This window comes from Nonomuraea sp. NPDC050478 (genome assembly GCF_044458265.1).
GTDB classification, from domain to species: domain Bacteria; phylum Actinomycetota; class Actinomycetes; order Streptosporangiales; family Streptosporangiaceae; genus Nonomuraea; species Nonomuraea ferruginea.
On the sequence record NZ_JBITHT010000010.1, the window covers coordinates 209160 to 229210 of the forward strand.

General features: G+C 72.6%; 14 protein-coding genes. All 14 read left to right on the plus strand.

What is annotated here, in order from left to right:
* Positions 1–3 precede the first annotated feature (3 nt).
* The 14 genes from ACIBF7_RS40130 to ACIBF7_RS40195 are packed head-to-tail and all read left to right on the plus strand — an operon-like array spanning position 4 to position 19933.
* Complete coding sequence (locus ACIBF7_RS40130) at positions 4–396, plus strand: hypothetical protein (protein ID WP_271278247.1); 393 nt, start codon at positions 4–6, stop codon at positions 394–396.
* Complete coding sequence (locus tag ACIBF7_RS40135) at positions 393–701, plus strand: hypothetical protein (protein WP_364233401.1); 309 nt, start codon at positions 393–395, stop codon at positions 699–701. Before ACIBF7_RS40130 ends, ACIBF7_RS40135 begins: the two co-directional genes overlap by 4 nt.
* Complete coding sequence (locus tag ACIBF7_RS40140) at positions 698–3583, plus strand: pre-toxin TG domain-containing protein (RefSeq protein ID WP_397199443.1); 2886 nt, start codon at positions 698–700, stop codon at positions 3581–3583. The genes ACIBF7_RS40135 and ACIBF7_RS40140 overlap by 4 nt, the downstream gene beginning before the upstream one ends.
* Positions 3580–6789 (plus strand): hypothetical protein, encoded by a 3210-nt coding sequence (locus ACIBF7_RS40145; protein ID WP_397199444.1) that lies wholly within the window; start codon positions 3580–3582, stop codon positions 6787–6789. Before ACIBF7_RS40140 ends, ACIBF7_RS40145 begins: the two co-directional genes overlap by 4 nt.
* A 42-nt stretch (positions 6790–6831) precedes the next feature.
* Positions 6832–7344, plus strand: coding sequence for a hypothetical protein (locus tag ACIBF7_RS40150; protein WP_271277254.1), 513 nt, complete (start codon positions 6832–6834; stop codon positions 7342–7344).
* A 5-nt stretch (positions 7345–7349) separates the two neighbouring features.
* The gene (locus tag ACIBF7_RS40155) at positions 7350–7730 is read left to right on the plus strand and encodes a hypothetical protein (RefSeq protein WP_271277255.1); all 381 of its coding nucleotides are present in this window, start codon (positions 7350–7352) and stop codon (positions 7728–7730) included.
* Positions 7718–9466, plus strand: coding sequence for a hypothetical protein (locus tag ACIBF7_RS40160; protein ID WP_397199445.1), 1749 nt, complete (start codon positions 7718–7720; stop codon positions 9464–9466). The genes ACIBF7_RS40155 and ACIBF7_RS40160 overlap by 13 nt, the downstream gene beginning before the upstream one ends.
* The gene (locus ACIBF7_RS40165) at positions 9466–9804 is read left to right on the plus strand and encodes a hypothetical protein (protein WP_397199446.1); all 339 of its coding nucleotides are present in this window, start codon (positions 9466–9468) and stop codon (positions 9802–9804) included. The genes ACIBF7_RS40160 and ACIBF7_RS40165 overlap by 1 nt, the downstream gene beginning before the upstream one ends.
* 29 nt (positions 9805–9833) lie before the next feature.
* A complete protein-coding gene (locus tag ACIBF7_RS40170) occupies positions 9834–10232 on the plus strand; it encodes a hypothetical protein (protein ID WP_364233390.1) in 399 nt (132 codons plus the stop codon).
* Between the two features lies 1 nt (position 10233).
* Entirely contained in the window at positions 10234–11547 is a 1314-nt protein-coding gene (locus ACIBF7_RS40175; RefSeq protein WP_397199447.1) for a baseplate J/gp47 family protein, read from the plus strand.
* Positions 11544–15530 carry a LamG-like jellyroll fold domain-containing protein gene (locus ACIBF7_RS40180; RefSeq protein WP_397199448.1) on the plus strand — a complete coding sequence of 1329 codons (3987 nt, stop codon included), beginning with the start codon at positions 11544–11546 and terminating at the stop codon, positions 15528–15530. The genes ACIBF7_RS40175 and ACIBF7_RS40180 overlap by 4 nt, the downstream gene beginning before the upstream one ends.
* A 31-nt stretch (positions 15531–15561) precedes the next feature.
* On the plus strand, positions 15562–16167 hold the full coding sequence (locus tag ACIBF7_RS40185) for a hypothetical protein (RefSeq protein WP_271277261.1): 606 nt from the start codon (positions 15562–15564) through the stop codon (positions 16165–16167).
* 30 nt (positions 16168–16197) lie between these two features.
* Positions 16198–17241, plus strand: a complete 1044-nt coding sequence (locus ACIBF7_RS40190) for a hypothetical protein (RefSeq protein ID WP_271277262.1) — start codon at positions 16198–16200, stop codon at positions 17239–17241.
* A gap of 55 nt (positions 17242–17296) precedes the next feature.
* A complete protein-coding gene (locus ACIBF7_RS40195) occupies positions 17297–19933 on the plus strand; it encodes a hypothetical protein (RefSeq protein ID WP_397199449.1) in 2637 nt (878 codons plus the stop codon).
* Positions 19934–20051 lie beyond the last annotated feature (118 nt).

A 20051-nucleotide genomic window follows, 5' to 3' on the forward strand; every position in this document is an offset into this window, starting at 1 on the left:
GCCATGCCCGACTGGAACACGCGTCTGGAGATCCGCCTCGGCAATACCGTCGTCGCGCCGATCTCCCAGTTCACGCCCACTTTCAACGTGCCGCACCTGGTCATCCACTCGATCGAGGCGGACAACCTGGGCTACGTGCGCCAGCCTCAGACTTTCACGTTCACGATGACGGTGCAGGCCATCGGCACAGTGGTGGCGGACCTCACCGAACTCGCGGTGAAAGGCCAGGAGTTCGAGATCACGGTCGCCGAGAAGAAGGGCACCGACTGGTCGTTCAAGTCGCTCAAGTTCAGCCGGTGCGTCATCACGTCGGTGAATCCCAGCAACGTCGTCATCGACGGCGCGCCGAGCGCGAGCTTCACCTGCATGTCACTGAGCCCGGGGGTCGAGTCATGACCTGGCCGGGCGAGGCCGCCGACGGCGCCGACGAGGGCGAGGGCCTGTTCGTCATGCCGGCTTTCGAGGTCGGTGGCAGGGTCGAACGCACCGGGATCGCCCTGGTGCACGAAGGCGAGTACGTGGTGCCCGCGCCGGGCAGCGAGGCGGTGTTCTCGCAGATGGGCGGGGCTACCCGGGTGGTCTGGAACTTCCCGGTGGAGGTCGAGGTGGTCGGAGCGCTCTCGGACGAGCAGGTCGGCGCCGTGGCGAGGCACGTGTTCGACGAGCTCGACGTGGCGCTCCGGCGGCAGGGCAGAGCGTGACCGGCACGCCGGGCGCCGAGGTGCGGGTGCCGATCCGGATCCGGCTGGTCGGGACGCCCACCGCCGAGGATCTGACGCGCCTGGAGAACGCCGTGGCGCGGCTGGTCGCCCGCCGTGCGGAGCAGGCGGCGCGGGCGCTGGCCGGCGCTCGCCCCGCCGGGGTCACCGGTGACGACTCCGGCACGTCGCCCGCGACGGCCGGCGCCTCCCGCGTACCGGTGGCCCCGTATGAGCCGCCGGCCTCCGGCGGAGAGCCCACGGGCGGCGGCTACCGCATCATGTCCTATCAGGGCCCGGCGCGGCCGGTGCGGGTCCCGCTGACGCAGCGGAACGCCGCCCGTCCGGCGCCGCAGGCCGTCACCGGCCCCGCCGCGCAGCAGGCCGCGCTGCGCCGCATCACCGAGCTGCTCGGCACCGGGATCACTGACTGGGCGGTGACCGACGCCGAGGCCAGGGAGGTGCTGCGGATCCTCCTCCGCCTCGCGCCGGTGGACCTGATGCGCGTCGTGCAGGCCATGCGGCTCAGCGGCCGCTGGGCCACGCTGGGCCGGGAGGTCCCGTCCGACGCCGATGACCACCTCGTCGATCTCCAGCGGCGGATGGACCCGCACGCCGGCTATCTGATGCCGGGCGACACCGTCCGGGTCGAGGTGTGGCTCGGGCCCCACCTGCAGAAGGACGTCTCGCGTGACTACGTGCTCGGGCCGGGCGGTCTCGCCCTGCCCATGCTCGACCGCGTGATCGAGGCCACCGGCCTGCTGCCCGCGGATCTGCCCGACCGGGTCGTCAGGGCCTACACGGAGGCGCTCATCTACGTCGATCCCCTGGTCAAGGTGGCGGTCGTCGAGCGCGGGTCACTGTACGCCCCTCGGCACGGGCCCACGCGCGGGTTGCTCTGGTACACGTCGAGCAGAGTGGAACGGCCGCGCTCCGAACAATTGGACAAGCTGCGCGAACTGCTCGCCTACGTCTCCGGGGTGCGCCCCGACGACGAGTTCACCGCCCAGGCGCTCGGCCGCTACCACACCTGGATCGAGAAGCACCACCGCACTCCTGAGTTCCTGCGCCAGACCGGGCCGGCGCTGTGGAGCGCGTCCCTGCGTGAGGCGTCCCGGCCGGCACCCGTATCGGCCAGGACCCGGTTCCTGGAGCTGGCGAGCGCCATGCAACGGACGGCGGACGTCGTCCCGCAGGCCGAGAAGCTCCGGCTGGGCGCGTCGCTGGCCGACTACCTCGCCTGGCTCGACCGGCAGGCCGACGACGCGCTCGTCAGGTACGACCCGGCGAAGGTGTGGTCCCGCTTCTACGTGGGCCGGGTAGAGGCGGAGGTGAGGGCCGAGGTGGCCGAGAAGCTCCGCCGCGACCGGGAGGTCACCGCGGAGGCCGCCTCGAAGACCCACTGGGAGGCCGCCGGCCGCAAGCTCGACGAGGCGCTGGACTTCCTGAAGACGCGGGTGTGGCGGGTGCGGGAGCCCTACACGATCGAGGACCGCGAGAGCGGCGTCGGCTACCTGGTGTGGGAATCGGCGCAGGAGAGTGCCGTCCGCGACCTCATCGGGAGGGGGTTCCTGCGGGACGTCATCGCCTCCATGCACCACGAGGACTTCACCAGGACCAGCGTCGCCGCCGACTTCCAGGCCTGGCTCGCCGCCCACCCGGCCGAGTACGAGGCGTACCTGCTCGCCCAGGCATATCCGGACACCGAGAAGTACGAGATCCGGATCGACATCCCGGCGTGGCAGACCGCGATCGAGGTCGGGATCGGCTTCATCCCCGTCGTCGGGTCCATCGTCGCCGCGGGGGAGGCCGCGTTCGGGTACGACCTGTTCGGAAACAAGCTGAGCACGGTGGATCGCGCCGTTCTGGCCGCCTCCGTACTGCTGCCCGCCGCGGCCAAGGTGTACAAGGCGGGGCGGGCCTCCGTCACGGTCGCCACGCTGGCCCGCGACTACCGGCTCTCGGCACGCGAGGCCGACGTCGCCTACCGGGCGCTCACCCAGGTGAGGCCCGGGACGGCGGGCGCGCGAGTGCTGGAGTCGGCGGTCGCCGACGTCAGAGCGGGCCGTACGGTACGCGACGCCAAACGCCTGAACGAGCTGGACGTCCTGTTCAAGGACATGGGCTGGACCGATCGGGCGACGGCGAGAGAACTGCGCGCCGGCGCCGCGGAGAGCGCGATGGAAGGGCACGCGGGACGGCCCGGGCAGGAGGTCGCCGACCTCTTCGCCACCGGGGACGAAGTGGCCGAACTGACCGGGGCCATCGAGGGCCGGGCCAGCCGGCCGGGCGTCACGGGGGGACAGACTCCGCGTATCGACGACATCCGTGTGCCCGGCAGAAAACGCGTGCGCGTCGATCTCGAGCACATCGCGCGCGCCGCGGGCGAGACGTCGCGGGCGGCGCTCGCGCGCGTGCGACGGGTCATCGGCCGCCGCCTCGACCAGACGCCCCTGGGGCCGATATGGGAGCGGGCCCGGGCGAAGGTGGTCGGCGACCGCTCCCTGGCGCATGCCGGCAGGCAGGAGATGTTCGACCTCTACAACAGGGTGCGCGACGAGTTCTGGACGCTGGCACGCGCCGACCCCGGCGCGGCGCGCTTCCTCGACGAGGCCGGTTTCGCGTTCCCGCTCCAGGGCAAGGCGCCGCTGCTCAAGGTGGCCGACCCGCCCCCCGGCCTCGTGGACCTGCCGAAGGCCGCCGACATCCCCATCCAGGAGCGGCGCGTCAGCCTGGACCACAACCTGGAGAAGGCGCTGGCGGAGAACTACCGTCGCGCCGTCGACGCCGACAATCTCACGTTCCAGTTCCACAACCCCAACAGCAACCGGGAGACCGTCCAGGTGAAGTTCGGGCTGCGGCCCACCCCGGGGGTCACCGAATGAGCACCCATCCGGCCGAACCGGCCATGACCGTGTCCGAACCGGTGATCGTCAGCTGGACGGGCGAGGGCGACGAGCGGACGCGAAGGCGCGTCCAGGCGGCCGTCGCCGCGGGGGTGCGCCGCGCGCTGGGGACACGCGGCGCGGACCGCCCGGCCCCGCCGGCCGCCGGCGGACGGGGGACGGGCGGGGAGCCGTGGGGCGCCGACGCCGACGGAGCATGGTGGGTCATGCCCGGCTACAACGGCGGAGGAGCCCCGGTCGCGATCCCGATCCGGCAGGCCGCGGACGGCGGTGAGCGGCTGCCGCTCGGCGACGTGCTCGTCCGGTCCGCCTTCCCCGCCATGGCGATCATCAAGCTGTCCTTGGACGTATGGATCTGGACCGGCGACGACCCCTACGTGACCTCGCCGTCCCTCGCCCGAGCCCTGCAGTGGGGCCGGGCACTCTACGGGGCGCACGGCTTCACCGTCATGGAACGCCGCGGCCGGCACCCCGCCGACCGGTTCGTCATGGTGCCGCTGGCGGAGCACCTGCTGATCAGCCGATTCGGCAGCACCGTTCCCGTCATGGCGGGTGACGACGCCGAGGCGGTGCCCGGCCTGCAGGCCACCGAGCGCGGCAGGACGCTGCCGCTCAACGACTTCCGCGTCGTCATGACCGTCACCGGCGACGGCCGCTTCGTGTGCGAACTCAGCCGCGGCGCTTCCTGGCGGCCCTCGGCCATCAGCCGTGAACTCGCACGCACACCGGCGGGCGAGCGTGTCGATCCGGCCGTCGCCGCCCACGTCGCCGCGGCCCGGTTGACGGCCGAGGGCACCGGCACCGAGCCCGGCACGACCGACGACGAGGTCATGCTGGAGCGCATCGTCACCATGGACCGGGAAATCTTCGCCGTCATGCCGTGGGAACGGCGCGCGGCGTTCCTCGCCGCCCTGTCCGGGCTGCTGTGGCCGAGCGCCCGGCAGAAGAGGACCATGGTCGAGCTGATCGCTTCGGCCGGCAGCCGCACCGAACTCGAGGCGATGGCAGCCATCCTGCGCGAGAAGGAAGCCTACGGGCGGCTGTTCGCCACGCTCGACGGCTCGGTCATCGACCTGCTGCTCATCCTCGGACGCGCCCGCCCGCCGGGCCCGATGAGCCCGCGGTTCGTGGTGGCCCTCTTCCGCGAGCTGGGTCTCCTGCCGGAGATCGGAGCGGACCCGGGGGCTCCCGACCCGATCCGCCGCCTGCGCAACGCCGCCAACGGTCTGAGCCTGTGGGTGCGCTCGACGATCGAAGGCGTCGTGGACCTGTTCACGCACTCCCCGGCGGAGCTCATCGAGGGCATCGGCCACCTCATCGAGTTCGCGCTCGTCGTCGACCGGGCCACGAGCATCCCACCCGACCCGAAGGCGCTGGAGATGCTCCGGCTGCTCGCCGAGCAGGCCGACGGCGCCATCCGCACCGCGATGGCCGGGCTGGAGTACGCAGAGGAGCTGGGCACGCCGTACGGGCGCCGGGGCGGCGGCGCCCGCATCACCGGTGACCTCGCCAACACGCTGGCCACCGCGCTCGCGATCGAGATCCTGAGCTGGTTCGTCGGCATCGGCGAGATCAAGGAGGCGCTCGGCGGCGTCCGGCTGACCGAACGGCTGGCGGCGCTGCTCAAGGTGCTGTCGTCACTGCGCCGCCTCGGCAGCACCGCCGAGGCGGCGGGCCAGTTGTCCAAGCTGGAGCGGTTCGTGTCCGCGCTGACCAAGCTCGCCATGCTCAAGGACGAGGTCGCCGCCGCGCGGGCCCTGCGACTGCTCCCCCAGGGGCACCTCGCCGAGATCGTCCGCCTCGCCGAGCTCGTCGACGTCCCGGCCGGCGCGAGGAGTAAAGTGCTGCGGGACCTCGCCAAGGCCAGGAACGTCATGCCCGACGTGCAGCGGCTGGCGGACGCGCTGTCCCTGGCGCGCCGGTTCGAACGCCGGGCCGAGGCCGTCGGCGGCGTCACCGAGGACATGGTCGCGGCCCTGCGACGGCTGATCGACACCGGCTGGGAACGTCGATCGCTGGCGAACCTGGTGGACGCCGTCCCCGCGCAGCGCCTGGGAGCGTGGTCGCGCGCGCTGGGCGCGCTGCGGCCCGCCCAGGTCGAGCGCCTGGGAGCGGAGTCGCTGCAGGCGCTCGCGTACTGGCCGCGATCACTGACGTTCGTCGCCGAGACCGGCGGCGACGTCTACCTCACGATGCTGCGCCGCCACGGCGGTGACATGCGGGCGGTCGACGGCCTGCTGCACGGCCTGGATCTGCGCAGAGCCGAGATCGCGGACCCCGCGCGCTTCCAGCGGCTGCTGGACCGGCTGGCCGGCGGGGAGACGGCCGCCTTCGAGGAGCTGTCGGGCCGGATCTCCCAGGCGGCGGGGAGCGCTCTCGAACGGCTCCGCGCCGGTGGCCGGAGGAGTCTGCTGGCCGAACTCGAGGAGTTCGAGGAGGCCGCCGCCCGGTTGCGGAAGCAGGGCCGCGCGGCCGAGGCCGCCGAGCGGATCGCCCAGCGCGACCGGCTCGCCGCCCAGCTGGGGCAGCTGCAGGACCGGGAGCTCTCAGGGCTGGAGCACCTGGCCCGGATGAGCGATGAGACCGGCGGCTTCGCCTGGGACAGCGCGCTCGACCTCGCCGCCGCGGACCGGGCCGACCTGCTGGTGCTGGTGGACGACATCGCCGGCAGGCTGCCGGCCCGCGACCTCATGGGCATGGAGGACGTGCTGCACAGCATGCTCGAACGCAACGTCGGCAAGGCCGGCCGGATGGAGCACGCCGTCCAGGGCGGCTGGGGCGAGCTCTACGCGGCCCGCACGCTCGTCCATGACCTCGGCGCGACCTCCCTGGAGTTCCAGGCGCCGCGCGCCGACCGCGTCGTCGACATCCTCGCCGAGATACCAGGCCGGGGCCGCGTCAGCGTCGAGGTCAAGACCAACCTGTCAGGGGCGGCGACCTTCGCCGAGACGCAGATCGTCAAGGATCTGACCGCCCACGCGGCGACCCGCTACACCGACCTCATCTACCTGTATCACCCGAACGTCGCCGCGGAGCTGCCCGACCTCGGGCAGCGCATGCTCCGGCTCTTCGACGCGCCGGAGCTGACCCGCGCCCTCACGGTGGCCGGGCACGACCCGGCCGCGGCCAAGGCCGCGTTCCGGACCTGGCTCGGCGCCGGCAACCTGCGCGCCTACCGGCTGTGAACCGCCGACGACCACCCACGACGTCCCGCCGAAGGAGGGGAGATGGCCGACCGGAACACCCCGGTGCTCATCGGCACCGTGCCGCTGCTGTACGTCCAGAGCCTCAGCATCACCGAGGGATACCAGATAGAGCGGATCGCGGGCAGCCGCTTCTCGCAGGCGATCGCGCCCACGACGAAGACCATCGCGATCGAGGCCACACTGCCGGGCCCCGACCGGCTGCTCGTCAAGAAACAGCTCGAAGCGCTGGCCCTGGTCTCGCGGGTGATGGTGGCCGCCACCGCGCCGATGCTCGCCGTCACCGGCATCCCGGTGGTGTCCGGCCTGACCGTGAGCCTCGACATGCAGATCACCGATCTGCGGTTCACCCAGTCGGTCAACAGGCGGGAGGCGCTCGACGTCAGCCTGACCCTCCGGCACGTCCCCCGGTCGAGCGTCACCGCGATCCTCGGCGAGGCCGCCGATCTCGCGCTCGCGGCGGGCACGGCCCTGTCCGGCCCGGCGCCGCCGGCCGCCCCCATGCCCCGCGTCGCGACCACCCCCCTGGCCGGGTGAAGGCCATGAGCGTCGACCTGTCCAGGTACATGAGACTGCCCGTCAACGCCGACGAGGGCTTCCCGCAGGCCTTCCGGCTCGCGCTCGGCCCGGCCACGTACACGGTCGCGCTCACGGTGACGGTGGTCGAGGAGACGCTGCTGGCCGGCGGCCGGAAGCTGACGCTGCCCATGCCGGGCGCGTTCATGGTGGCGACCGTGACCCGCGAGTCACCCGGACCGGAGCGGATCGTGCTGCGCCGCAAACTGGTGCCCGGGCTGGAGTACGAGGGTGCCGAACTGGCCCTCGTCGTGCTGTCGATGGTCGTCGACCCGCGCAACCTGGGATCGGCCGGGACGTTCGGGTCAGAGGTGCTGGCGGGGGTGGCGACGCGATGGGCTTCGTGATCTGGTTCCAGTTGCAGGTCGACAAGGCCGGACCCGGAGGGTTGCTGCCGCTGCGCGTGTCCAACGACGTGTTCGGCGGCGAGTACGTCCTCGACGCCGACATCCGGCTCGACCTCCTGAGCGGCGCCGTGGCCAGCACGTTCAGCGCGACCCTGACCAACCTGCCGGCCGACGTCGTCGAGACCCTGAAATCGCGGCACGCCGACGGGCTCGCGGGCGGGGAACCGCTGTCGATCTCGCTCCACCTCGGCTACTTCGACGACCCGGACGGGCGTTCCGACCCGGTCCTGCGCGGTGTCGTCACGTCGATCCGCACCCGCGTGAGCAGCTCCGGCGAACTGCAGACCGAGCTGCGCGGCATGGAACTCGCCGGGTTCCAGCTGCTGCGTACGGCGGTGCGCGAGGGCGAGCCGGGCGGCCGGTCGCTCGCCGCGTGCGTGGAGGCGGTGGCGAAGGCCGCGAGCACGGACGGAACCACCATCGTCGCCTCGGCAGCCGGGCTGCCGGAGGCGAAGAACTTCAGCCTGCGCGCGGGAGACGGGCTGCAGGCGCTGCGGGACATCTCCGAGTTCGCCCGGGCACCGCTCGTCATCGGCGACAGGACGATCCGCATCGGCGCTGTCGTGGGCACCGGCGCGCCGCTGCGCTTCACGGCGGCCGACGACATCGTGGCGTTGGACCACGTCCAGGAGGACCCGGAGGACCTCGTTCCGCATCCGCCGCCCACCGGCGACGGCGGCGGACCCGCGGCCGCCGCCGCGGCGCTCGCCGGCGTAAGCCTGCCGAAAATTCCGGTGAAAGCGCGCACCAGCGTGGAGCTGACCGTGCTCGGCGACCCCGCCGTCCGCCCGGGACGCCCCGCCGTCCTCGTGCCCGACGACCCGCGTGACGCGCTGCCCGGCCCTCTGCGTGTGGAGCGGGTCCGCCACCTGTTCGACAGCCGCCGAGGGTACACCTGCGAGGTGATGCTCGTCGCGGCCGAGCCGGGCCGCAAGGCGGTACGCACGACCGGCGCCGAGGGAGTCGCCCAGCGCATGCGCGATATCGCCGAGTCCGTCCGCGGCGAACGCCCCGCGATCGACGTGGGGGAGGTGGCCCGGTACAAGGACGGCCGGCACCTGGCGAACCTCCACTACGGGCAGACGCCGGACGCGGAGGTCGTCGCGCCCAGCATCGAGGCGGAGGTCGATCGCACCCCGCAGTTGCACGACCGCCCGATGGCCTCGCCCTTCGCCTTCCACCGTTGCGGCCTGATGGTGCCCGTGCTGCCCGGCATGCGGGCCGTACTCGCACACAACAGGGGACTGGTCAACGACGCCGTCGTCACGGGTTTCCTCTGGCCGGAGAAGCCCGCGTACTCGCCGCCGAAGAACAAGGCGGGGGACTGGTGGCTCTGCCTGCCCACCGGACTCGACGGCAAGGGCCTGCCGGCGGGCAAGGGGGTCAACGACCTCACCGACGCCGCCGGCAGGCGCGTACTGCAGGCGAAGGGCCTGCGCGTCACCGTCGGGGAGAAGCTCCTTCCCGACGTCGGCGAGCGTCCGGACGTCCCCGCCGACCTCGACGGCAAGCTCGTCGTCGAGCATGAGAGCGGGACGACGGTCACCGTCGCCGCCGACGGAGCGGTCACCGTGGACGCCGGGAGCCGGACCGTCACGCTGAAGAGCGGATCGGCGTCCATCACCCTCGCCGACGGAAAGATCACCTTGCGCGGCTCCTCCGTGGAGGTGGCCTGATGCCGAACGTCCTGAACGCCGACGCCTCGATCGGCTGCGGTCACGGAGGAACAGTCCAGCTCGGCGCCGGGGCAGCCACGCTCACCGCGGGCGGGGCCAAGGTTCTCGCGGCGGGAGACCTCGACGGGCGGCCGATCAGCGGCTGCGGCACCAAGCCGGCACCGGGCGGGATCGTGCCGTGCACGGCGGTGGTCTCGGTGACCGGCGGCATGGCCGCGACGCTCTCCGACGGCGGCCGGGCGGCGCTGCTCGACACCGTGACCGGCCTGACCAACGGCAACCCGCCGGGCACGCTCGTCGTGCTGTCGCCCGGCCAGACGATCTTGCGTGCCCGTTGAACCCCACCGAGCGTCCCGAGGAGGACCACATGCCCAGCACGACAGGCCTCGGTCACAGCCTGGAACTGCGCGACGGCGACCTCGCACTCGACGACGGGCGCCTGGCCCAGGTCTCCGGGCTGCCCAACCTGGCGCAGGCGCTGACCCTGCGGGTTCTGACACCGCTGGGCAGCGACCGGTTCGCCACCACCTACGGTCTCGACGTCGCCGCCGTGTTCGCCCAGGCCACCAGCGCCCGGACCGCCCAGGACCTGTTGCGGCTCAGTCTCGTGCGCACGGTCGGCGGCGATCCGCGCGTCCGCGAGATCCGCGACGTGGCCGTACTCGATCCGGCGCCCGGCGACAGGAGCCGGCTCTGGCGGGTCGAGGTCACCGTCCTGACGGTGGACGGCGCACAGCACACGCTCCCGTTCCAGGTGGCGATCTGACATGGCCGCGTTCGGGGTGACCTCGCAAGGGTTCGTCCGCAAGGAGTTCGCCACCCTGCTCGCCGAGGCGGTGGCGCGGGCGCGGTCCGCCTTCGGCGACGACGTCGACCTGTCACCCACCAGCCCGCTCCTGAAGATCCTCCAGGTGACCGCCGCCGAGGACGCCCGGCTGTGGCGGCGTCTGGAGGACCTCTACTACTCAAGGTTCCTGTCCTCCGCGATCGGCGACGACCTGGACCGGCTCGGCGAGGAACTCGGGTTCGACCGGCCGCACCTGACGGCCGCCGGCGAGGTGACCATCACCGTCGAGAACCCGCAGCCGGGGCGCGTCTACGTGCTTCCGGAAGGGACCGTCCTCGTCGCCCCGGCCCCGGTGGTCGCCTTCCACACCACCGCGACCGTACGGCTCAGCGCCGGCGCGGACACCGCGACCGTCGCCGCGCGGGCCTTCGCCGCCGGGCCGGGCGGCGACGTCGCCGTCGGCGCCGTGACGGAGGTCGACCCGGACTTCCAGCGGCACTACCTCGGGGTCGCTCCGCCGACCGGCTTCCGGGTGACCAACCAGCGCCCCTTCACCGGCGGCGCCGACCACGAGGACGACGAGGCCTACCGGGGCCGGCTGCTCGGCCGCTCGCGGACCATGTGGACGCCGGCGGCGGTGCGCGAGGCGGTGCTCGCCGTCCCCGGAGTGGTCGACGTCCTGCTGTCCGACCCGCTCGGCGGTGTGGACGTGTCGCAGAGCTACTTCGGCGCGTTCCCCTTCGACCAGCGTCTCTTCAGCGACGAGCGCCGGCTCGGCGAGCCGTACTTCTTCAGCGTCGTCGTCGCCCACGAGTTCGCCCGCCCCTGGCGGACCGAGCCGCCGGGCACGGTGACCGGCCTGTTCGAACAGGTCACCGCAGCCATCGACAGGGTGCGGCCGGTCGGCATCCACCCCCAGGTCGTCGAGGCCGACCACATCGAGGTCGGGCTGCGGGCCCGGCTCGTCACCCAGCCGGGCTACGACAGCCAGGCCCTCGTGGGGGCGCTGACCGAGCGGCTCGCCGCGGACGTCGGCGGCCTGGCGCTGGGCGGTGACGTCCTGTTCAGCCAGGTCATGCGCACCCTCGTCGAGCAGCCGGGCGTCAGCGATGTGCAGGACCTGCGGTTGCGGCGCTGCCCTCCTGCGTTCGGCCGGATCACGCTGGGGCAGGTCGCGTTCGCCGCGGACGTCGTGGAGGCCGGTCCAGGCGAGAGCCTCACCATGGGCCCCACGGAGATCGCCGTCTTCACCGTCGACTCCACGCTGCTCGATCTGGAGGTCACTCCGCGATGACGGCCTCCCTCCGGCGGATGACCGCCGGCCTCACGGTTCCCTTCAGCCGCGGTGCCGACACCGTGGACCTCGCCCTGGTGCCGTCCGCCGGACCGGGCGAGGCGGACATCGTCCTGTACGACTTCGCCGAGCACAGAGCACGGTTCGGCGTCGAGCCCGAGCCGAGATTCGTCCTGACGGCGGTGACGGACGTGCCCGGCGCGGCCACGCTCATCATCGGCTACGAGGTGCCCCAGCCCACCGGCGGCGTGCGGACCGGCACCGCCACCGTGTCCGTGCCGGCCGGAACGGTGGCCGGCACCTCGTTCGGCGTGGTGCTGCGCCCTGGCGACGAGGGGCAGGCCGTGCTGCGCTCCCTGCGCGCCCAGCCGCCGCCCTCCGCCGGTCACGTGGCGGAGCAGTGGCGTGTCACCGCGCTGCTCGGCAACCTCGCGACGTTGTTGTGGGTGGCCGGTGCCGAACGCGACGTCCTCGACCGGCACGTGGCCGGTGTCAGGGCCCTGGCCCGGGTGGGCGAACGGGTGACCGGCGCCACACTCGATCGCATCGGATACGACCTCGGCGTTCCGCGGTTCCCGCCGCAACCGTACGGACAGGAGGACGGCACCGTCGCGCTGTACCACCTCGACGACGCGCGCGGTGCCTCGGTACGCGACGCCTGGCCCCTCTATCTGGGCGGGGGCGCCGGGCATCCGGGCGCCGCCACGGCAGGCGTGCAGGCCGAGTCGCCCGGCCGTTTCGGCACCGCGATGCGGTTCGCGGTCCTGGACGCCGAGATCGCCGTCCCGCACGCCGCCGCGCTGTCCACCGGCGCCACCGCGAGCCTCACGGCGGAGTGTTTCGTCAAGCCCGACACCATGACGGGTGACGGCGCGGTGCTGTCCAAGCACGCCGATCCGGCGGACGCCGCGCTGCCGGGCTGGGCTCTGAGCGTCGGCGCGTTCGGCCGCGGCATCCCGCGCAACGTGCGCCTGCGCATCGGGGACGGCACGACGTCACGCGACCTGTTCGCCGACCGCCCGCTCCCCACCGCCCGCTTCACGCATCTCGCCGCGGTGGTGGACCGCGCCGCCGGCCAGGCGCGCCTCGTCGTCGACGGTGAGGTCGTGGCCGCCGCTCCGCTCACCGCCACCGGCGGCCTGCCCGCGCTCTCCGGCGCCCTCGCCAACACCGAACCCGTACGCATCGGCAGGAAGGGCGTCAACGCGACGAGCACGTTCGCGGGGACGATCGACGAGGTGCGGCTGTCGTCGGCGGCCCGCGCCGCGTTCCACCCGGTGCTGGGCGAGGCCGACGAGGGGTACCGGCTCCGCCTGCGCATCTTCCGCCGCTGGGTGCTGCCGACGCGGAGCGGGGTGCAGGCGGCGCTCAACGACGTCGTCGGCACGCTCGCCGGGGTGGCGGACCCGTTCGTGGTGACCGACGCGGACGCGACCCTCGTTCAGGCCACCCATGCCCTGACCGTGCTTCCGGTCGCGGTCCCGGCGGGCGGCACGCTGGACGACACCGGACGGCGCGGGCTCGGCGAAGCGGACGTCCTGGAGCCGCCCGCGCGGGACAAGGCGTTCGCGGCGGAACTGCTCGTGGACGGCAGCGACCCACGGGTGGAGTTCGCCCAGCCTCCGGCGGCGGGCGATCCACGGCTCATGCGGACCGGCACCCGAGTGGCCCTGCGCACTTTGCTCGGCGCGCTGGCGGCGAGCGGCGTCGCCGGCCGGCTGCGGATACTGGCCGGCTTCGATCCCGCGGCCGAGGACCTGCGGGCCGTCGGCCGCGCCCTGGTGCTGGCCCATCCTGCACTGCCGCCGGATCGGCTGGCCGCGCAGGCCGCGCGGGCCGGCTTCGCCTTCGTTGCGCACCGGCCGGGCGCCGGACTCGCGAGCGGGGACGTGTACGCGGCCGTGCGCTCGACGGCGTCCGTGGAGATCGTGGCCGGTCCCGGCGGTGACGCCACTCCGGAGAACGGCTTCGACCTGCTGATCCACCAAACCATCGGGCTGCGGCTGGAACCGGCGCCACCCCTGGGGGCCTCCGTCCGGTGGTCGGTGATGCCGTGCGGGGAGGGACGGGCGCGCATCACAGGACAGAGCGACCTCCGGGACGTCGTGCTGAGCGCCGAGCGGCCCGGACACCTGCTCGCCCAGGTACAGGTCCGCCACCGCGGCGGGGCCTTCTCGGCGTCCCGCCTGCTGCGGATCGGCCTGGCCGAGCTGGCGGCGGGCGACTCGGTCGCGGCGTCCGGCCGGCTCGGCCCGAGTCCTCCCGGCCCGCTGCGCGACGACGAACGCGTCCATCCCGTCTACCTGGTGGACGCGCCGGTCGCGTTCGGCCGCCCTCCGGGAAGCCAGCCGCGGACCCGCCGCGTGCATCCGGCGCTGGCCGCCCGGCTGGCGGCGCTGGCCACGCTTCTGCCCTCCGGGCACCCTGAGCTGCGGTCCGCCTGGGATCCCGCCGACGACGGACCGGCGGGCGCCGGCCGCGCGGTGACCCTGAGACGAGGGACGTCCACGGCGTCGCTCGCCAGGCTGGGAGCTCTGGCGCACGCGGCAGGGTTCGGCTACGTCGCCAACGACGGGTCGGAACTCACGCTGGCGCAGGAGGCCGGCCCGGCCGCTCCGATCGAGGGCCCGGTGACGGTCGACGCGGGCGCGTCCGTCACCTTGCGGGTCGCCCGGGCGGAGCCGTGCGCGCTCGCGGCCGCGGCCGGTCAGGTGTGGACGGTGAACGGCGGCACGGGCAGCGTGTCGGCGGTCGATCCGGAGACTGGCACGGTGAGGGCCTGCGTCAAAGCCGGGCTGGGCCCGCGGGCGATCGCCGCGGCGCCGGACGGTGCCCGGCTCCTGATCGCGGACGCCGGGGACACCACGCTCACCGTCGTCAGCACCGCGGACCACCGGGTGGCCGGGCAGATCGTCCTCCCCGCCGCGCCCACCGATGTGACGTACCATCCGGGCGGCGCCCGCGCCTATGCCGCCCTGCGATCTGGGGACGTCGCCGAGGTGGACCCCGTCACCCGGACCGTGACCCGGGTCCTCAGCCTCGGCTCACCCGTGGTGGCGGTGCGTTGCGAGCCCGGCGGCGCCCGGCTGTGGGCCGCGACGCAGGATGGCCGGTTGCGGGCGGTGTCCCTCCCCACGTTCACGGCCGCGCAGATCGTGAGCCTGCCGGGGGCGCCGCACGGCCTCGCGGTGGGGGCGGCACGCGCCTACGTCACGGTGCCCGGGGCGTCGTCCCTGCTGGTCGTCGATCTCGCCGCCGCCTCCGTGCAGGCGACCTTCACGGACGTGGGCGCCGAGCCGGCGGCTCTCGCGCTCGCCCCGTCCGCCGACGTCCTCTACGTCGTCGATCTCGCCGGCGGACGCGTGCACCTGCGCCGACCGGACGGGACGGCGCACGCGCCGCCCGGCCTTCCCGCGTCCGTGCCCCTGCCCGGCGCCACCGCCGTGACGGCGGACGCCGGCCGCTGCTACGTCGCCTCGACCGGGGACGTGCCCGATACGGTCGCCGTGCTCGACGCCGCGGACGGCACGCTGCTCACCTGCTGGCCGCTCGGCACCGGGCTCGGCGAACGCCTCGTGTGGTCGGTGCGCTTGACGGGCGGAGCGGACGCGCGGCTGTCCAGCACGACCCGGCCGTGGGCCTCGGTGCTCGCCCAGGGGGCGGGAACCGTACAGGTACGGGCCGTCCAGCAGTGGAACGACGCGACGCCCGCGTACACGATGCGCGTGGAACTGGCCGAGAGCTTGCGTGAGGTGGAGCGCGAGGGCGGCCGTGTCGTCATCCGCAAGGACCAGTACGACCTGGTGATGAACGTGCTCAGCCATCTGTGCCCGATAGGGGTCGAGGTCGACACGCGTGTCATCCGGGCACACGTGCTGGAGCTCCAGGCCGCGCTGATCGACGCCTTCCCGCCGTACACCTATCCGGACTTCCGCGCTCACGGCCCGAGGCCACCCGGCTGGACGTTCGGGCTGGACCCATGACCGGCGGCATTCCCCAAGGAGGACAACCACGATGGCCGTGACCTACACGCCCGAGTTCCGGCACAAGGACTGGGTGGACAACGTCGACCGGGTCCGGGCGGCGGGCGACAACGGGTTCAACGTCCGCTTCCACGCGCTGGAGGCCGAGTTCGCCCGGATCGCCGACATCATGGACAAGGTCAGCGACGCGCTCGACGCGTTGTCCCAGACGCCCGTCCCCAAACCGGTGAAGCTCACCCTGACGCCGACGCTGATCACGCTGACCGACCCGTGGAACCACGTCTTCGGAGGCGCCGACAAACCGTCGGGCGCCACCGACGCCAGCGGCATGATGTCCGTCACGCTGCCGCACGGGGCGACGATCCGTGAGCTGCGCGCCTGCGGGCGCAAGGACTCCGGGAACCTGTCGGTCAACCTGCGCCGGCAGAGCCTGGCCGCCGGGTCCACCACCGAGCTGCTCGTGGGCCTGACGTTGAGCAACGGCAACTTCGACTCCTCGGCCGTCGCCCCCGCGGGAGCGGCGTCGAAGGTGGACAACGATCAGTTCCGCTACTACCTCACCGCGGAGCTCGACGGCGCGGGCTCGACCGCGGTCGTCTCGCTGACCTGCTTCCAGATCACCTGTGTCCCGTCGTAACCGTCATCGACAGAAGGAGAGGCGTTCACCATGACCAGAGTGCCCGGAGACCTCTACATCAAGTACGACAGCGGCGACGACGGCAGCGACGTGATCCCCCAAGGAGCGGCGTTCTGGGCCTCACCTTCGATCTGGCTCACCGATACGGGCGGCAACAGCCTCCCTCACGCGATCACAGGCGTGGACAACTGGGTCCACGTCCAGGTGGACAGCATGAGCACCGACCCGCGCTCCAGCGTCAAGGTGCAGACGTGGGTGTGCGACTACACCCCCGGCTACATCGGGCCGGACTCGGCCCGGCCGAGTTCGGGCGGCGCGAACGGACGGACGGCCACCGTTGCGACGGCCGTGACGAAGAGCGCGCCCGGCACGGTCCACGTGACCTGGCGTCCGACCACCGCGGACCTCATCAACGGACCCAACGCCGACACCGGGCACCTGTGCGTCGGGGCGAACGTCTATGTCGAGACCCTGCCGACGCCCGAGGGAGCCAGGCTCAGCGGCGGCAAGCTCGACGTGATCAACAATCGGCACCACGGATGGAAGAACATCACCGTCATCCGCAACGCCGGCCGCCGCACGCCGTTCGCGTTCCGGCTGGCCAACCCGGGAGCGGAACCGGACGACTTCGTCGTACGGGCGTGGGAGCTCGACCGCGAGACGGCGATGGGCCGGGTGGAGCAGGAGCACCTGCTCATGACAGCCTTCGTCGACCTGGTCGACGGCGAGCCCGAACCCCCTCCGGTGCCCGCGGCATGCCAGCAGGAGCCGCGCGAGCGCACCTGGCTGGCCCAGGGCGGGCGGCTGGTGCTGCGCGGCCTGCCGGAAGCGACACCCCTGCGCCCGGCGGAACACCCGGCCCATGTCGAGCTCCGCACCGTGAACGGCCGGGACCAGTCGGTGGGCCTGACCATCAGGCCCGGAGAGCTCGTACCGGTGGTCTTCGTGATGGGCTGCGAGGGCGAGCCCGGCGAGGTGCACGCGTTCGACATCGTGCAGCAGACGCGGGACGACCTCGTCCTCGGCGGGGCACGGCTCATCGTCGTCGACGTGCCGGAGTGGCACTGCTGCTGACGCCTGTCGCCGGCAACCTGTGACTTCAAGGGAGCGGGCCCTGATGATGAGTCACATGGACGGGAACCGTGGGAGGCGCTGGGCGGCGTCGCCGGTGGCGCTGGTCGCGATCCCGGTGGCGATCGGGCTCGTGGGGAACCTGGCGACCAGCACCGTGGAGATAGAGGCGTGGTGGTGGGTCCCGCTCACCTGGACGGTGACCGCTCTGCTCGTCGGAGCGGCCGTGGTGAGCCAGATCGCGCAGTCCCGCCCCGCCGGACACGGCGCCCCCACGGCCACGTCCGCGTCGACTGTCGAGGAGAGCGACCCGATCGCCCTGGGGGTGCATCCGGCGATCGCGCTGGATCCGGCGGCAGGGAGGCCGGAGCTGTCCCGGAGGCTCCCCACGTACGTGCAGCGCGATCACGACCGGCTGCTCCGGCGTCTCCTGGACAACCCGGAGCATCCCACCCTCGTGATGCTGGTCGGCACTTCTTCGACCGGAAAGACACGCAGCGCGTACGAGGCCGTCCTGAACTGCCTGCCCGGCTGGACGATCCTCCATCCCCTGCACGCCACCGACCTGCTCACCACTCTGGAAGGAGGAGTCGAGCCGCGCACCGTGCTGTGGCTGAACGAGAGCCAGATCTACTTCGACGGCGACCAGGGTGAGGCCGTCGCGACAGAAACACGTCGTCTCCTCACCATGACCTCGGACGTCGTCGTCATCGGCTCGATGTGGCCCGAATACTGGTTCGCCTACACCAGGACGCCGCGGCCTGGCGTGCCCGATCCTCACCACCAGGTGCGTGCGCTGCTGGACAACGCGACGAAGATCTCCGTCCCGGACGCGTTCACCCCGACCGAACTGCGGAACGCTCACCAGGTAGCCGAGCGCGATTCCCGGTTGGCCACCGCCCTGACGGCGATGGACAACGGATACGGGGTCACCCAGACCCTGGCCGGAGGGCCCGATCTCATGAGCCGATGGGAGGACGCTCCGGACCCGTACAAGCGGGCGGTGGTCAACGCCGCGATCGACGCACGCCGGCTGGGACACCTCAGCCCGCTGTCCGCCGAACTGCTCCACAAGCTCAGCGCCGCGTCGCTGAACGGGCCGCAACGGGCCGCCGCTCCGCCAGGATGGTTCGAGGACTCCTTGGGGTACGCGTGCGAGCCCCTCAGAGGCGGCATCTCCCTCCTGACAGCGACATCACGGGCGGAGAACCGCGTCGAAGGCTACGTGCTCGCGGACTTCATCCACCAGCAGGGTCGCGCGGCGCGCCGCTGCTCGCCGGTCTCCGACGAGATGTGGCGAGCACTGGCCGTTCACAGCGGCGATGCGGACGACCTCGAGCGTTTGGGGGCGTCCGCGTCGAGCCGTGGACGCTACCTCCAGGCACTCGCATCGTGGCGGGCGTCCTTCGCCAGGGGCAGGCTGTCCACATGGTCGCCGCTGTGGCGACTGCTGGGACAGATGGGCAGGTCACGCGAGGCTGAGGACGTCCTCCGGCAGGCCGCCGACGCCGGGGACGTCCATGCGCAGCGCCTGCTGCTCGCCTTGCTGCGGCGGGCACGCCGCGGCGGGGAAATAGAGCAGGCGCTCCGTGGGATGGCCGCCAACGGCGACCCGCAGGCCGAACGCGAACTCGCGATCCTCCTGCACCACGGTGAACGCCGGCGAGAAGCCGAGCAACTGCTCCGGACGGCGTTCCAGAGAGGGGACCGGTCGGCTGCCAGGTTGCTGCTCATCCTCCTCCGGCGCGCCGGCCGGACGAACGAGGCGGAAGAGCTCAGACGGCTCCTCGACGACCAGGTGATGGCGACGCCCTCTCGTCGCCGGGCCCAGCTGTCGGGATGGCAACTGCTCGAACGCGACATGCGGGCGGCCACGGCGTTCCCCGAGGCGGTGAGCGCACTGTTGCGCCTGCTGCGCCAGAAGGATCCCAGGTTCGACCCCGAGCGACTGCGACGGCGGATGATGGCCGGCAGATTCGACGCGGGCAACGAACTGACCGGTCTCTTCAGCGACGAGCCGATGAGGGGCAAGGCCGTTCGAGCCCTGGACGACGCACGAGCCGCTCCGGAGAAGGATCCGGGACTTGGTCTGCTGCTGGCGAAGCTGCTGCTCAAGGGCGACCGCCAGGCCGAAGCCGAGCAGCTCCTGCGCCGCTTGGTCGATCTCGACTACCAAGCGCTCGCGGCTCTCGCCGACCTGCTGACGAACTCGGGCAGACAGGAGGAGTGTGTCGAGGTCCTCCAGGCCGGGGTCGGATCACATGGCGCCAGAGCCCGCTACCTGCTGGCGCAGGCGCTGCGCGACCTCGGCAGGCACGAGGAGTCCGACCGGCTGCTGCGGTCGGCGGCGGCGGAAGGAGTCGACGCGGCGATCCAGGAGCTCGTGCGGCGGCTGCTCAAGGACGGCCACGTGGCGGAAGCCGTGGACATCGTGAGAGCAGCCTCGCGGGCAGGCCGAGCCGACTCGGTGCGGCAGGCCGCCGTGCTGCTCTTCAACGCGGGGTGGACGGAGGTGGCATTGAGCCTGTTGCGCGAGGCCGTCGTGTGCTGCGGGAACGCCGAAGCCCTGCCGCTCATCGTGCTCCTGCTGACCCGAACGCAACGCGCCGAGGAGGCCGCGGCGGTCTCGCGCCGCGGTTTGACGTCCGACGGTGCGACCGTGCAGCTTCGCCCTTCCGGGCTTCGGAACCCATGACCCTTGTCCGCGCCCGCCGTCGTTCCTGGATGGATACGCGGCGGACCGTCCGGCCTTCGAGGGTGCCGGGGACGCCCGGTGGTATTGATGATTCATGGGGGATGAGACTGCGGGTCGA

Coding starts and splice junctions, on each gene's coding strand:
- ACIBF7_RS40130 (WP_271278247.1), top strand. CDS start 4: ATGCCCGACTGGAACACGCGTCTGGAGATCCGCCTCGGCAATACCGTC.
- ACIBF7_RS40135 (WP_364233401.1), top strand. CDS start 393: ATGACCTGGCCGGGCGAGGCCGCCGACGGCGCCGACGAGGGCGAGGGC.
- ACIBF7_RS40145 (WP_397199444.1), top strand. CDS start 3,580: ATGAGCACCCATCCGGCCGAACCGGCCATGACCGTGTCCGAACCGGTG.
- ACIBF7_RS40150 (WP_271277254.1), top strand. CDS start 6,832: ATGGCCGACCGGAACACCCCGGTGCTCATCGGCACCGTGCCGCTGCTG.
- ACIBF7_RS40155 (WP_271277255.1), top strand. CDS start 7,350: ATGAGCGTCGACCTGTCCAGGTACATGAGACTGCCCGTCAACGCCGAC.
- ACIBF7_RS40160 (WP_397199445.1), top strand. CDS start 7,718: ATGGGCTTCGTGATCTGGTTCCAGTTGCAGGTCGACAAGGCCGGACCC.
- ACIBF7_RS40165 (WP_397199446.1), top strand. CDS start 9,466: ATGCCGAACGTCCTGAACGCCGACGCCTCGATCGGCTGCGGTCACGGA.
- ACIBF7_RS40170 (WP_364233390.1), top strand. CDS start 9,834: ATGCCCAGCACGACAGGCCTCGGTCACAGCCTGGAACTGCGCGACGGC.
- ACIBF7_RS40175 (WP_397199447.1), top strand. CDS start 10,234: ATGGCCGCGTTCGGGGTGACCTCGCAAGGGTTCGTCCGCAAGGAGTTC.
- ACIBF7_RS40180 (WP_397199448.1), top strand. CDS start 11,544: ATGACGGCCTCCCTCCGGCGGATGACCGCCGGCCTCACGGTTCCCTTC.
- ACIBF7_RS40185 (WP_271277261.1), top strand. CDS start 15,562: ATGGCCGTGACCTACACGCCCGAGTTCCGGCACAAGGACTGGGTGGAC.
- ACIBF7_RS40190 (WP_271277262.1), top strand. CDS start 16,198: ATGACCAGAGTGCCCGGAGACCTCTACATCAAGTACGACAGCGGCGAC.
- ACIBF7_RS40195 (WP_397199449.1), top strand. CDS start 17,297: ATGGACGGGAACCGTGGGAGGCGCTGGGCGGCGTCGCCGGTGGCGCTG.